Origin of the sequence: Pseudoxanthomonas sp. YR558 (assembly GCF_900116385.1) — a bacterium.
Classification (GTDB): Bacteria; Pseudomonadota; Gammaproteobacteria; order Xanthomonadales; family Xanthomonadaceae; genus Pseudoxanthomonas_A.
Genome location: NZ_FPCI01000002.1, coordinates 1,000,825 through 1,015,767 on the forward strand (window position 1 = coordinate 1,000,825; position 14,943 = coordinate 1,015,767).

General features: G+C 65.2%; 9 protein-coding genes and 2 tRNA genes. 8 read left to right on the top strand and 3 right to left on the bottom strand.

Annotation, left to right across the window (positions count from 1 at the left end):
- Positions 1–97: 97 nt before the first annotated feature.
- A complete protein-coding gene (gene katG / locus BM365_RS16285) occupies positions 98–2,344 on the bottom strand; it encodes a catalase/peroxidase HPI (protein ID WP_093490516.1) in 2,247 nt (748 codons plus the stop codon).
- 397 nt (positions 2,345–2,741) lie between these two features.
- Positions 2,742–5,297 (bottom strand): DNA mismatch repair protein MutS, encoded by a 2,556-nt coding sequence (mutS, locus tag BM365_RS16290; RefSeq protein WP_093490517.1) that lies wholly within the window; start codon positions 5,295–5,297, stop codon positions 2,742–2,744.
- 396 nt (positions 5,298–5,693) lie between these two features.
- On the opposite strand from mutS, the gene BM365_RS16295 reads away from it, so the two are divergent.
- The 8 genes from BM365_RS16295 (at position 5,694) to BM365_RS16330 (ending at position 14,646) form a co-directional block, all read left to right on the top strand.
- Complete coding sequence (locus tag BM365_RS16295) at positions 5,694–8,261, top strand: TonB-dependent receptor (RefSeq protein ID WP_093490518.1); 2,568 nt, start codon at positions 5,694–5,696, stop codon at positions 8,259–8,261.
- A 129-nt stretch (positions 8,262–8,390) separates the two neighbouring features.
- Positions 8,391–8,882, top strand: a complete 492-nt coding sequence (locus tag BM365_RS16300; RefSeq protein WP_093490519.1) for a CinA family protein — start codon at positions 8,391–8,393, stop codon at positions 8,880–8,882.
- 84 nt (positions 8,883–8,966) lie between these two features.
- On the top strand, positions 8,967–9,611 hold the full coding sequence (lexA, locus tag BM365_RS16305; protein ID WP_093490520.1) for a transcriptional repressor LexA: 645 nt from the start codon (positions 8,967–8,969) through the stop codon (positions 9,609–9,611).
- Between the two features lie 187 nt (positions 9,612–9,798).
- Positions 9,799–10,836, top strand: a complete 1,038-nt coding sequence (recA, locus tag BM365_RS16310; protein ID WP_093490521.1) for a recombinase RecA — start codon at positions 9,799–9,801, stop codon at positions 10,834–10,836.
- Between the two features lie 70 nt (positions 10,837–10,906).
- On the top strand, positions 10,907–11,371 hold the full coding sequence (gene recX, locus BM365_RS16315; RefSeq protein WP_093490522.1) for a recombination regulator RecX: 465 nt from the start codon (positions 10,907–10,909) through the stop codon (positions 11,369–11,371).
- 93 nt (positions 11,372–11,464) lie between these two features.
- Positions 11,465–14,116: an alanine--tRNA ligase gene (gene alaS / locus BM365_RS16320; RefSeq protein ID WP_093490523.1), complete on the top strand. Its 2,652-nt coding sequence runs from the start codon at positions 11,465–11,467 to the stop codon at positions 14,114–14,116.
- Between the two features lie 151 nt (positions 14,117–14,267).
- Positions 14,268–14,477 carry a carbon storage regulator CsrA gene (gene csrA, locus BM365_RS16325; RefSeq protein WP_056878398.1) on the top strand — a complete coding sequence of 70 codons (210 nt, stop codon included), beginning with the start codon at positions 14,268–14,270 and terminating at the stop codon, positions 14,475–14,477.
- 76 nt (positions 14,478–14,553) lie between these two features.
- Positions 14,554–14,646, top strand: a tRNA-Ser gene (locus tag BM365_RS16330).
- A gap of 129 nt (positions 14,647–14,775) precedes the next feature.
- Here the strand turns inward: BM365_RS16330 and BM365_RS16335 are convergent.
- Positions 14,776–14,852, bottom strand: a tRNA-Arg gene (locus BM365_RS16335).
- Positions 14,853–14,943: the final 91 nt, after the last annotated feature.

Genomic DNA, 14,943 nt, shown 5'->3' on the forward strand with positions numbered 1-14,943 from the left:
CTTCACCGACTCACAATTGCAGTCGGCCGACCGGCGGAAACAGCAACGCCGCATGCCTGTCCGGGCCATGCGGCGTTGTGATGCGGGATCCGTAGGATCAGCGAAGGTCGAAGCGGTCGAGTTCCATGACCTTCACCCAGGCGGCGGCGAAGTCCTTCACGAACTTGTCCTTGCCGTCCGCGCTGGCATAGACCTCGGCGAGTGAACGCAGCACCGCGTTCGAGCCGAACACCAGGTCCGCGCGGCTCGCGCTCCACTTCTTCGCGCCGGTCTTTCGGTCTTGCCCGGCGTAGCTGTTGGCGCCGGTGGCCTTCCACTCCGTGCCCATGTCGAGCAGGTTGACGAAGAAGTCGTTGCTGAGCGTGCCGGGCTTGCTGGTGAGTACGCCTGCATCGCCGCCGTCGGCATTGGCACCGAGTACGCGCAAGCCGCCGACCAGCGCCGTCAGCTCGGGCGCGGTGAGCGTCAGCAACTGCGCCCTATCCACCAGCAGGTGTTCGGCCGGCACGGCCGAGCGGCCCTTGAGGTAGTTGCGGAAGCCATCGGCGAAGGGCTCCAGCACGGCGAACGATTCCACGTCGGTCTGATCCTGCCGCGCGTCGGTACGGCCTGGACGGAACGGCACGGTAAGGGAAACACCGCCGGCGTTCGCGGCCTGTTCGACGCCGACGCCGCCGGCAAGCACGATCAAATCAGCCAGCGATACCTTCTTGCCGCCGCTGGCATCCAGGTTGAATTCCATCTGGATGCGTTCCAGCGCCTTGAGCACCTTCGCCAGCTGTTCCGGTCGATTGACCGCCCATTCCTTCTGCGGTGACAGGCGGATGCGCGCACCGTTCGCACCGCCGCGCTTGTCGCCGCCGCGGAACGTCGATGCCGAGGCCCACGCGGTCGAGACCAGTTCGGCCACGGACAGGCCGGAGGCGGCGATCTTGGCCTTCAGCGCGTCGACGTCAGCCGCATCGATGGCGGCGTAGTCCGCGTTGGGCAGCGGATCCTGCCAGACCAGTTCCTCCTTCGGCACTTCCGGGCCGAGGTAGCGCACGCGCGGGCCCATGTCGCGGTGGGTCAGCTTGAACCACGCACGCGCGAAGGCATCGGCGAAGGCCTGCGGGTTCTCGAGGAAGCGTTTGGAGATCGGGCCGTAGATCGGGTCGAAGCGCAGGGACAGATCGGTGGTCAGCATCTTCACCCGCTGCTTCTTCGTCTTGTCGTGTGCGAACGGCACGTCTTCCGGCGCATCCTTGGCGACCCATTGGTGGGCGCCTGCCGGCGATTTCTCCAGTTCCCATTCGAAGCCGAACAGGTTCTCGAAGAATTTGTTGCTCCACAGCGTCGGCGTCTGCGTCCAAGTGACCTCGATGCCTGAGGTGATGGTGTCGCCACCCTTGCCGCTACCGAACTTGTTGTGCCAGCCGAAACCCTGCTGCTCCAGATCGCCGGCCTCGGGTTCGGCACCCACGTTGTCGGCCGGACCGGCGCCATGCGTCTTGCCGAAGGTGTGGCCGCCGGCGATCAGCGCGACGGTCTCCTCGTCGTCCATCGCCATGCGACCGAACGTGTCGCGGATGTCCTTCGCGGCGAGCAACGGATCGGGATTGCCGTCGGGGCCTTCCGGGTTCACGTAGATCAGGCCCATCTGCACGGCGCCGAGCGGGTTCTCCAGCCGGCGCGAGTGCACATCGCCGTCGGCGTTGTCGTCGGAGACGAGCACGCCTTCGTCGGCCGGCTTCTCGACGCCTTCCGACCCGTGCGCGTAGCGGATGTCGCCGCCCAGCCATGTGGTTTCGCGGCCCCAGTACACATCCTGGTCCGGTTCCCACACATCCTCGCGTCCGCCGCCGAATCCGAACGTGCGGAAGCCCATCGTTTCCAGCGCCACATTGCCCGCCAGGATCATCAGGTCGGCCCACGAGATGGCCTGCCCGTACTTCTGCTTGACCGGCCACAGCAGGCGACGGGCCTTGTCCAGGCTGACGTTGTCCGGCCAGCTGTTGAGCGGCGCGAAGCGCTGTTGTCCGCGGCCGCCGCCGCCGCGCCCGTCGCCGATGCGGTAGGTGCCCGCGCTGTGCCACGCCATGCGGATGAAGAGGCCGCCGTAATGGCCGAAGTCAGCGGGCCACCAGTCTTGCGAATCGGTCATCACATCGCGCAGGTCCTTCTTCAGCGCGTGGTAGTCGAGCTTCTTGAAGGCGGCGGCGTAGTCGAAGCCTTCATCCAGCGGATTGGAACGCGCGGAGTGCTGATTGAGCAGATCGACGCGCAACTGGTTGGGCCACCAGTCGCGGTTGCCGGTGCCGCCGCCGGCGGAAGAGTGGAATGGGCATTTGGATTCGGTGGTCATGGGTTTCCTTCCTTTGGCGGTGGGTGGGTAACGAAAGAGAATCGCAGTGTCGATGACCGTCGCACCCGAAGACCTGGGGTCTTCGAGCGCGACGGTTGATCAGGGAGGTTGGGGACGACCCGCGGGCGCGATGTCGGAGCGGACCGTCGTGGGAAGCATGGGCTCACGTCCTCGAGGGCGTTGGCGGATGGCGACCAGACTAGGTACTGCGGGCGATCAATGAAAATCGTTTGTCGCGAACGATTCGATAGCGACATTCAATGGTGCAATGCGCAATCGCGGGCGTCGACACACGGGCAGCCACGATACCCCGCACGCGTTACGCGTGTGTTGTAGGGACGTGCGCGCATCGCCCGCCGCAAAGCGGCGAGCGGATCTCTTGCGGGATGCGGGAGGTCTAGAGCAGGGCTTTGAGGCGGTAAAGCGCTTCGAGGGCCTGCTTGGGCGTGAGGTCGTCGGGATCGAGCGCGGCAAGCGCCTCTTGCGCGGCCGAGGGTGCGGCGGCGAACAGACCAAATTGCTGCGGGGCATCCAGTGCCTGCGGCGCCATCTCTGACGCATGCGTCTCGCGGCCTCGTTGTTCCAGTTCCGCGAGGCGTCGGCGCGCTTGCTGCAGGGTGGTCCGTGGCAGGCCGGCCAATGCCGCCACCTGCAGACCGAAGCTGCGGTCCGCCGCGCCTTCCTTCACGGCGTGCATGAAGACCAGCGCATCGCCATGCTCGACGGCATCCAGGTGCACGTTGGCGATGCCGCTGCCAGGTTCGCCGGCCAGTGCCGTCAGCTCGAAGTAGTGCGTGGCGAACAGCGTGTAGCAGCGGTTCGCCATGGCAAGGTGGCGCGCGACCGCATCGGCCAGCGCGAGACCGTCGTAGGTGGATGTGCCGCGGCCGATCTCATCCATCAGCACCAACGACTGCGCGGTGGCGTGATGGAGGATGTAGCTGGTTTCCGCCATTTCCACCATGAAGGTGGACTGCCCGCGCGCGAGATCGTCGCCGGCGCCGATGCGGGTGAGAATGCGATCGATCGGGCCGAGCACGGCGCGCGAAGCGGGCACGAAGCTGCCGATGTGGGCCAGCAGCACGATCAACGCGTTCTGCCGCATGTAGGTGCTCTTGCCGCCCATGTTGGGGCCGGTGATCACCAGCATGCGTCGGCCGCCGTCGCCATCGTCGCCAACCAGCAGCAGGTCGTTCGGCTCGAAGGGCTCCTTGCGCACGGCTTCCACCACCGGATGGCGGCCGCGCTCGATGCGCAGGCCGGGCGCTTCGCTCAACTCGGGTCGCGCCCAGTCGAGTTCCTGCGCGCGCTCGGCGAACGCGGCCAGCACATCGAGCTCGCTCAGCGCGGCGGCGCAGCGCTTAAGCGGCTCCAGGCGTCCGTTGAGGATGTCCAACAGCGCGTCGTACAGCAGCTTCTCGCGTGACAGCGAGCGTTCGCGTGCGGACAGCACCTTGTCCTCGAACTGTTTCAGCTCTTCGGTGATGTAGCGTTCGGCGCCGGTCAGCGTCTGCCGGCGCGTGTAGTGCACCGGCGCGCGCTCTGCCTGGCCCTTGCTGATCTCGATGTAGTAGCCGTGCACGCGGTTGTAGCCGACCTTGAGCGTGGCGATGCCGCTGCTTTCGCGTTCGCGCGCTTCCAGCTCGACGAGGAATTGGTCCGCGTTCGTGCTCAGCTGGCGAAGCTCGTCGAGCTCGGCGTCGTAGCCGTTGGCCAGCACGCCACCGTCGCTGAGCTTCAACGGCGGCTGCGGCGCTACCGCGGCGACGAGCAACGCAGCGGTATCGGCATGTTCGCCCAGCTCCGCTGCCAGGGCGCGCAGGCGCGGCGAATCCAGGGGAGCAAGCTGCGCCTGCACGTCCGGCAGCAGCGCCAGGCCGTCGCGCAGCGTGGACAGGTCGCGCGGCCGCGCCGAGCGCAGCGCTACGCGGGTGAGGATGCGTTCGAGGTCGCCCAACGCGCGGAAGCCCGTGCGCAGATCGCGTTCGGCGCCATCGGTCAACGTGGCGACGGCATGGTGGCGTTCGCCGAGAACACGGCGGTCGCGCAGCGGACGGTGCAGCCAGCGGCGAAGCAGGCGACCACCCATTGGCGTGATCGTGGTGTCCAGCACACCCAGCAGGGTGTGCCGGGTATCGCCGTCGACACGCGTGTCGAGTTCCAGGTGCCGACGGGTGGCGGCATTCATCGCAATGGCATCGCCTGCCGACTCCACCGCGATCGCGGTGAGGTGGGGCAGCCGCTGCTTCTGGGTTTCTTCTACATACCCGAGCAATGCCGCGGCGGCGGCCGTGGCCAGGGCCTTGTCCTCGATACCGAAGCCGGTGAGGTCGTGCAGGCCGAAGAACTGCAGCAGTTGTCGGCGGCCGCTGTCCGGATCGAACAGCCACGGCGCGCGCCGACGCGTGCCCGTGCGCTGCTGCAGGAACGCAGGCCAGCCTTCTTCGTCAGGGAGCAGCAGTTCGGCCGGTTCGAGCCGTGCGAGTTCGGCTTCCAGTGCGTCGTCGCTGTCGACTTCGTTGACCAGGAAGCGGCCACCGGCCAGGTCGGCCCACGCCAGGCCGTAGCCGGAGCGGCCGCGCGCCACCGCCATCAGCAGCGTGTCGCGTCGCTCGTTGAGCAGGGCTTCGTCGGTCACCGTGCCCGGCGTGACGATGCGGACCACCTTGCGTTCCACCAGACCCTTGGCCAGCGCCGGGTCGCCGATCTGTTCGCAGATCGCCACCGATTCGCCCAGCGCCACCAGGCGGGCGAGGTATCCCTCGTAGGCATGCACGGGCACGCCCGCCATCGGAATGGGCGCGCCGCCCGAACTGCCGCGCTGGGTCAGGGTGATGTCGAGCAGCCGTGCGGCCTTGCGTGCATCGTCGTAGAACAGCTCATAGAAGTCGCCCATCCGGAAGAACAGCAGCAAGTCCGGGTACTCCGCCTTGGCGGCGAAGAACTGCTTCATCAGGGGCGTGTGTTCCGATTTGTCTTTGCTCACGAGGCCAGCAGGGAAGGGGAGGCAAAAGGACGCTGATTGTAGCCGCTGGCTGCTCCGGCACCGGAGAGTCTCGATGGGCCTGGGTATCCGTTTCGGTATCCGTTTTGTGGATACCGCATGCCGCGTGAGCGGGTCTGGCGTAATCGAAGTTCCGCACGATCGTTCGAAAAATCAGTAGGTTATCCGTGCCAAAGTGATGGCCTGCGTATCGACGCAGTGCAGAATGCTGTTTCGTGAAGGGGAGTGTTAATTTCGCGTTGACGCAAGGGGGACTTGCGTTCTTCGCTGGCGGTCGCGCCGCCCATCACATCGACATTGCTGCAAGCACCCGTCGTCAGAACATGACCCTTGGGAGGGGAGAACATGGTCAAGGCATCGCCCAGGCATAAAGCGCTTTCGCTCGCCGTTTTCGGCGCGCTATGCGCAACTTCGCAGGCCTACGCGCAGCAAGCCGCCGCGCCCGCCGCCGAGGAGGAGCCCACCACGCTGGCGACCATGACGGTCACCGCGCAGAAGCGCGAGGAGGCAATGCAGGACGTGCCGATCGCAGTGACCGCGATATCCGAGCAGTTGCTGCAGGATACCGGCGTCCGCGACATCAAGGACCTGCAGGTCCTGGTGCCCGGCATGACGGTGACCAGCACCCAGAGCGAGGCCATCACTACCGCGCGTATCCGCGGCATCGGCACGGTCGGCGACAACGTGGGCCTGGAGTCCTCGGTCGGCGTGGTGATCGACGGCGTCTACCGGCCGCGCAACAGTGTGGGCTTCGGCGATCTCGGCCAGCTCGAGCGCATCGAAGTGTTGAAAGGCCCGCAGGGCACCGTGTTCGGCAAGAACACCTCGGCTGGTGTCATCAACGTGGTGACGCGCCGTCCGAGCTACACGCAGAGCGCCGAGGGCGAGGTGACCGTGGGCAACTACGGTTCCATGGGCGTGTCCGGCAGCTATAACGACGCGTTGGGCGAAGTCGGTGCGTTCAACATCTACGCAGCCAAGCGCAAGCGCGATGGCTGGATGGACGTGCGTACCGGCAGCGGTCCGCGCCAGGAAAACGACGACTACGACCAGAACTTCCACACGGTGCGCGGCAAACTGCTGCTGGAGCCGAGCGAGACGCTCGACATCCTGGTGGCCGGCGACTACACCAGCCGCGAAGAGAACTGCTGCACCGCCGTGCAGACCACGGTCGGTGCGACCGCCACCATCCTCAATCGCCTCGTGGGCGGCCAGGCGGTCGCGGCACCCGGCGACAATCCGTTCGACCGCGTGGCCTACAGCAATCGACCGACCACGCAGGACATTAAGGACAGCGGCGTGTCGGTGGAGGTCAACTGGGACTCGCCGTGGTTCGGCAATGCGACCCTGACTTCGATTACGGCCCAGCGCAAGTGGGAGGCCATCAACGGCCTGGACTACGACTTCAGCACGGCCGACATCCTGTACCGCAATGCGGACGAGGATGAGTCCTTCACCGGGTTCGACACCTTCAGCCAGGAGTTCCGCCTGACCGGTTCGACGGACCGCATCGACTGGATGGTGGGTGCGTTCTATTCCGACGAGGACCTCGACCGCACCGAGACCTACCGCATCGGTCCGCATTACGAGCCTTACCTGTCGGTCGCGCTGCTGTCGATCATCAACCCCGCGCTGGGCACATCGCCGACCGCACCGCTGTTCCTGTCGCAGGCCACGGGCCGGCCGTTCGGTACGGTATTCGCAGGGTTGGGTGCGCTCGACACTTACAAGCAGAATGCCAAGAGCACGGCGTTGTTCACCAACAACACCTGGCACGCCACGGATGCGCTCGACATCACGCTCGGCCTGCGTTACACCCGTGAGAAGAAGCAGCTCATCTCCAATTACAGCAACCCCAATGGCGGCGCCGGTTGCGGCGCGATGCTCGCCAACCAGGCGGGCGTGGTGGGTGCATTGATGGCGCGGGGCCTGACCCAAGCGCAGGCGGTGGCCGCAGCGCCGACGGTGATCGGCTACGGCTGCTTGCCGTGGGCGAACCCGCTTCACAACGCCCCGACGCGCGACACCGTCCAGGAGCGCGAAGAGAAAGAGTGGTCGGGCACCGTGAAGGCGGCTTATCGCTGGAACGAGAACATCATGACCTACGCCTCGTTCGCGCGCGGCTACAAGGGCGGTGGCTTCAATCTCGATCGCGTGCAGTCCTCCAATGGTCTGTCCAGCGGCGGCACCGGCATCCTGCCCGTGTTGGACACGTCGTTTCCGGGCGAGTTCGTCGATAGCTACGAGCTGGGCACCAAGACCACGTGGCTGGACGGCAACCTGCTGTTGAACGCCACGCTGTTCCACCAGAAGTATGAGGACTTCCAGCTCAACAGCTTCCTGGGTACCAGCTTCGTGGTGCGCTCGATTCCGGAGGTCACCTCGCAAGGTCTGGATGCGGAACTGCTGTGGCAGCCGCGCTCGATCAAGGGCCTGATGTTCCAGAGCGGCCTGATGTACGCCGATACCAAGTACGGCGACAACATCCCCGGCGGCGATTTCGTCGCGCCGACCGGCGCGCTGTACAAGTTGCCGGGCGCGCAGATGAGCTTCGCGCCGAAATGGTCCGGCTCCGCGTCCGTGACATACGAGTGGGACGTGGGCAGCCTGATGGCGCGCTTCAATATCGGCGCCAAGTACGTGTCCGAGTACAACACCGGTTCCGACCTGGATCCGGAGAAGATGCAGGACGCCTACACCGTCGCCAATGCGCGTTTCGGCATCGGCGCGCAGGACCAGCGCTGGATGCTGGAGTTCTGGGGCACCAACATCACTGACGAGGACTACGTGCAGGTCGGTTTCGATGGTCCGCTGCAGAACGTGTCGCCGGCACCCAACAATCCCTTCAACACCTTCAACGCCTTCCTGGGCGCGCCCCGCATGTACGGCGTGACCCTGCGCGTCCGCTACTGATCCCCCTTCGCTGATCGTGGCGAGCGGCCCGCCCCCTGGCGGGCCGTTTTCTTTCTGAAGCTTGGAGCGACGCGACAGTCGGTGGGCAAATGGGCTACAACACGTATGTCCCCACCATCAGGAACCCCGATGTCCGCTCCCCCGGATGAAGAGCTGCGTGTCCTCGCCCAGGCATTGGGCGATCGATTGCGCCAGGCGCGCGACCATCTGGTCACCGCAGAGAGCTGCACGGGCGGCTGGATCGCCAAGTGCGTCACCGACATCGCGGGCTCTTCGGACTGGTTCGATTGCGGCATGGCGGCCTACAGTTACGAAGCCAAGCAGGCGCTGCTCGGCGTGCGGCCGCAGACGCTCGAGACGCATGGCGCGGTCAGCCGGGAGACGGTTATCGAAATGGTGTCCGGCGCATTGGTCAATTCGGGCGCAAGCATCGCGGTGGCGGTGACCGGCATCGCGGGACCTGGAGGCGGGAGCGAGGACAAGCCGGTAGGCACCGTGTGGATCGGCTGGAAGCGCCGAGGCGGGTATGCCCGAGCCGAGGTGTTCCACTTTGACGGGGACCGCGACGCGGTGCGCCGGCAGACCGTCGCCAAAGCCCTCCAGGGTCTGGAGTTGCTGTAGCGGCCCAGTCTGCCGAGCCAGCCCGAGAGGCTTACTTCAAGGGGCTATTGCCAGCAGGCATCGTTAGTAGTAATACTACTAACCATGGACCTGACCGATACCCAGATCGCAATCCTCGCCCTGATCGCCGAACGGCTTGAGGCCGAGGGCATGCCTCCGTCGCAAGCCGAGATCGCCAAGGCTTTCGGTTTCAAGGGCGTGCGGGCGGCCCAGTACCACCTGGAGGCATTGGAGCTGGCGGGCGCCATCGAGCGCGTGCCGGGTCGTGCGCGGGGCATCCGGGTCCTCAAGGCACCGCCGTCGCCCCAGCCCGACCTGGCGTTCCCGGCAGCCGCCAACGACGAAGGGCTGCGCCTGCCCGTGCTCGGGCAGGTGGCCGCCGGCGCCCCGATCGGGGCCGATGCCGACCATCACGACTATGTCCTGCTGGACCGCGCGTTCTTCGCTCCGGCGCCGGATTACCTGTTGAAGGTGAAAGGCGATTCGATGCGCGACGAAGGCATCTTCGACGGCGACCTGATTGGCGTGCACCGCACGCGCGACGCCCGCTCTGGCCAGATCGTGGTGGCGCGCATCGACGATGCCATCACGGTCAAGCTGCTGAAGATCGGCAAGGACCGCATCCGTTTGCTGCCGCGCAACCCGGACTATGCGCCGATCGAAGTGTTGCCGGATCAGGACTTCGCGATCGAGGGCCTTTACTGCGGCCTGGTGAGGCCCAACCGGTGAGTGCACGCGTTGCTTCGGGTCTTCCCCGTGCCGCCACGCGGCAATCCCCGACCCATGCATGCGGCAGTCGCCGATCCGCGACGCCCGTGTCGACGATTAATTTCTTCCATGCCCGCTCCGTCGCAGCCTGTGCGATGGACGCCCTCCACACTGATCGCACCTGACCACATTGACTAGGACCACGACGATGGACGAGAACAAGAAGCGCGCCCTTTCCGCCGCCCTGACCCAGATCGAGCGCCAGTTCGGCAAGGGCTCGGTGATGCGTATGGGCGACCGGGTCATCGAGCCTGTCGAGATCATTCCGACCGGTTCGCTGATGCTGGACCTGGCGCTGGGTATCGGCGGCCTGCCCAAGGGGCGCGTGGTCGAGATCTATGGTCCCGAGTCCTCCGGCAAGACCACGCTGACCCTGCAGGCCATCGCCGAGTGCCAGAAGCAGGGAGGCACGGCAGCCTTCATCGATGCGGAGCATGCGTTGGATCCCGTCTATGCCGCCAAGCTGGGCGTCAATGTGGACGATCTGCTCTTGTCGCAGCCCGATACCGGCGAGCAGGCGCTCGAAATCGCGGACATGCTGGTCCGTTCGGGCTCCATCGACATCGTGGTCATCGACTCGGTGGCCGCGCTGACGCCGAAGGCTGAAATCGAAGGCGAAATGGGCGACCAGCTCCCGGGCTTGCAGGCCCGCCTGATGAGCCAGGCGCTGCGCAAGCTGACCGGCAACATCAAGCGGTCCAATACCTTGGTCGTCTTCATCAATCAGTTGCGCATGAAGATCGGCGTGATGATGCCCGGCCAGAGCCCTGAGACCACCACCGGCGGCAACGCGCTGAAGTTCTATGCCTCGGTGCGCCTGGACATCCGTCGCATCGGCGCCATCAAGAAGGGCGACGAGATCATCGGCAACCAGACCAAGATCAAGGTGGTCAAGAACAAGCTGGCACCCCCCTTCAAGCAGGTCGTTACCGAAATCCTGTACGGCGAAGGCATCAGCCGCGAGGGTGAACTCATCGATATGGGTGTTGAAGCCAAGCTGGTCGACAAGGCTGGCGCTTGGTATGGCTATGGCGGTGAACGCATCGGACAGGGCAAGGACAATGCGCGGACGTTCTTGCGCGAGAATCCGGCCGTTGCAGCCAAGCTGGAGGCCGAGCTTCGCGAGAAGTTCCAGCCGGAAGAAGCCAAGCGCGATGAGAACGCCGACGACGACAGCGACGATTGAGTGCTGATGGCGCGACGAGGTGTGCAGCGTGGCAGATGAGAACGTCGGCGGTCGCAAGCCGCGTCGGCGGATGGCCGAGCAAACACCCGTGCAGCGCGCCCTGGGCCTGCTGGTGCGCCGGGAACACTCCCGGCGCGAGCTGTCCCGTAAGTTGACCGCCCGCGGCCTGGACGCGGCCGAAGTGCGATCGGCCGTGGATCGGTTGGAGGATGAGGGCTGGCAGAGCGACACGCGCTTTGCCGAAACCCTGGTCCGAAGCCGGGCTGCCGGTGGCCATGGCCCAGTACGGATCCGGGCCGAACTGTCCACGCATGGGCTGGACCGTGAGGCGGTGGAAGCCGCCATGGCCACCTTCGACGGCGACTGGACCGAAACGGCGCGCGACCTCGTCCGCCGGCGTTTCGGTCCAGTCGATCCGGCCGATATCGCACAGCGGCGCAAAATCGCCGATTTCTTGATTCGTCGTGGTTTCGACGGTGCCAGCGTCAGGGCCGCCAGCCAGGCAGGAGCGGAGGACTGGGACGGGGCGGCCTGATAATCTAGTGCATTGGGTTGCTTCCGCCCGGCCGCACCCGCATATCGCGGGTATTGCGGCGCCAGGATGCGCCTTCCAGCCAATGCCTGCCAGATGACCACGCCCAATACCTTCAGTACCCGCCAGATCCGCCAGGATTTCCTCGATTTCTTTGCCGGCAAGGGCCACACCATTGTCCCGTCCGCCTCCCTGGTGCCCGGCAACGACCCCACTTTGCTGTTCACCAACTCCGGCATGGTGCAGTTCAAGGACGTGTTCCTTGGCGCGGAGAAGCGCAGTTACGTGCGCGCGGCCGACGTACAGCGCTGCCTGCGCGCGGGCGGCAAGCACAACGACCTGGATTCCGTGGGCTACACGGCCCGCCACCACACGTTCTTTGAAATGCTCGGCAACTGGTCCTTCGGCGATTACTTCAAGAAGGAGGCCATCGCCTGGGCGTGGGAGCTGCTGACCGAGGTTTGGAAGCTTCCCAAGGAGCGCCTGCTGGTCACGGTGTATCACACCGACGACGAGGCCTACGACCTCTGGCACAACATGATCGGCCTGCCGGCCGAGCGCATTGTCCGTATCGGTGACAACAAGGGCGCGCCTTACGCATCGGACAACTTCTGGCAGATGGCCGATACCGGCCCGTGTGGTCCGTGCACCGAGATCTTCTACGACCATGGCGACCACATCGCCGGCGGCCCTCCGGGCTCCCCAGACGAAGATGGCGATCGCTACATCGAGATCTGGAACAACGTCTTCATGCAGTTCGATCGCCAGCCTGATGGCACGCTGGTGCCGCTGCCGGCACCCTGCGTCGACACCGGCATGGGGTTGGAGCGTCTCGCCGCCGTACTCCAGCACGTCCATACGAACTACGAGATCGACCTGTTCCAGGCGCTCATTCAAAAGGCATCCGAGCTAACCGAGACGGCCGATCTCGAGAACAAGTCGCTCCGTGTCATTGCCGACCACATCCGCGCCTGCAGCTTCCTGATCGTGGATGGCGTGCTGCCCTCCAACGAAGGGCGTGGTTACGTGTTGCGCCGTATCATCCGTCGTGCGCTCCGCCATGGCTGGATGCTGGGCGTGCGTCAATCGTTCTTCCACAAGATGGTCGGCACGTTGTCCGAGCTGATGGGAGACGCGTATCCCGAGCTGCCGGCGGCGCGGGATCTGGTCGAAAAGGCGCTCAAGGCGGAAGAAGAGCGCTTCGCCGAAACGCTCGACGCCGGCATGCGGATTTTCGGCGACGTCGCATCTCGCGTGTCTGATGGCGTGATTCCGGGCGCGGATGCCTTCCGTCTGTACGACACCTACGGCTTCCCGGTCGACTTGACCGCCGATATCGCACGCGAGCGCGGACTGACGGTGGACATGGCGGGTTTCGACGCAGCCATGGAGCAGCAGCGGGAAACCGCGCGCGCCGCCGGCAAGTTCGCCTCGACGACCGGCCTGCCTGCCGATCTGGTGGCGCAACTCTCGCCGACGGGATTCCTCGGTTACGACCAGCTGGATGCTGGTGGTTTGCAGATCGTCGCGCTTCTGAAAGATGGTCGTCCCGTGCAGTCGGTCGAAGCGGGCGACGATGCCGTAGTGATCCTCGACCGCACGCCGTTCTACGCGGAGTCCGGCGGTCAGGTAGGCGATACCGGCGTGCTGGCAGAGCAGGGCGTCGAGTTCGATGTTGCCGATACGCTCAAGTTCGCGGGTCAGTTCCACGGTCATGTCGGTCGCGTCGCCAAGGGCAGCCTGAAAGTCGGCGATCACGTTGTCGCGTCGGTGGATGCCGCGCGACGCGCCAGCACCATCCTCAACCATTCCGCGACGCACTTGCTTCATGCCGCCCTGCGCGAAGTACTGGGTACGCACGTCCAGCAGAAGGGTTCGCTGGTGGCGCCGGATCGGCTCCGTTTCGATTTCTCGCACTTCCAGCCGATGACGGCGGACGAACTGGCCGAGATCGAGCGCCGGGTCAACGCGCAGATCCGGGCCAATCATCAGGCCGAGGTCCACCACATGGGCATGCAGGAGGCGCTGGATTTCGGCGCCATGGCCCTGTTCGGCGAAAAATACGGCGAACACGTCCGCGTGTTGAAGATGGGCGGGTACTCCACGGAGTTGTGCGGCGGTACGCACGTCGGTCGCACGGGTGACATCGGCCTGTTCAAGCTGGTCAGCGAGGGCGGTGTGTCTGCGGGCGTTCGTCGCATCGAAGCGGTCACGGGGCAGGGCGCGCTGGACTACGTCACCGACGAGGAGCATCGGTTGGCTGAGGCCGCTACCCTGCTGGGTGGCAATGCCACCGAGCTGGTCGACAAGGTCCGTTCGCTGGCCGATCGGCAGAAGAAGCTCGAGCGCGAGCTCGAGTCCCTGAGGGCCAAGGCGGCTTCCAGCGCCACCTCCGACCTGGCTGGCGCGGCGGTGGACGTGGCCGGCATCCGGGTCCTCGCGTCGCGCCTGGAGGGCTTCGATGCCAAGGCGCTCCGTGATGCCGTGGACCGACTGAAGCAGCAGCTTGGCGACGCCGTCATCGTGCTGGCCGGCACCGCGGACGGTAAGGCGGCTCTGGTTGCCGGCGTGAACGGTGCCGCAACCGGGCGGGTGAAGGCGGGGGAACTCCTGTCCCACGTCGCCAGTCAGATCGGGGGCAAGGGCGGTGGTCGCCCGGACCTCGCCCAGGGTGGTGGTGAGGACGGACCCGCCCTTGCCACGGCCCTTCAGGGCATTCCTGAATGGGTTCAGCAGCGCCTCGGCTAACCCCCTTATTGGACTATCCGGTGCTTGCGGCCGTGCGCCTCCGGCCGCTAACATGCTTTAGGTTCATGAATGTACCAGGAAGCCGCCACCCCCTTTTCACGGGGTCGGCGCGCCCCCGGCACTATCCTTTGCCGGATTACGGAGAAGAAACATGTTGATCTTGACCCGCCGTGTCGGCGAAACCCTGATGATCGGCGATTCGGTCACGGTGACCGTGCTTGGCGTCAAAGGCAACCAAGTGCGTATCGGCATCACCGCGCCCAAGGATGTGGCCGTGCATCGCGAAGAAATCTACCAACGCATCCAGCGTGGCGAAGAGATCGGTTCGCCTTCGGCGTCCGAGAACGTCACTTCGGAGTGAATGTGTTTGCCGCATGAGCGGCGAGCCGCTATCCTATGCGGCCGCTGCAGGATGCCTGCGGCGAGCGAAAACCCCCGGAGTGATGCCCGAGTGGCCGAAGGGGCTCCCCTGCTAAGGGAGTATAGGGTCAAAAGCCTTATCGAGGGTTCGAATCCCTCTCACTCCGCCAGTTTGACGAGAAGGCCCCGCATTGCGGGGCCTTCTTTTTTTTCGCTTCATTGCGCGCGCTATTACGATTGCACGAACTTTCGCGAGGACGAAAAAAAACAGGCAGACCTAAGTCTGCCTGTTTCGAAAATGGCGCGCCCGGAGAGATTCGAACTCCCGACCGCCTGGTTCGTAGCCAGGTACTCTATCCAGCTGAGCTACGGGCGCGTTTCGTTAGACGCGGAATTCTGCACGAAGCGGTTTCACCCGTCAATAACTTCCCGGCAACATTTTTCGGTGGCGAGGCGGCCGGGCATGC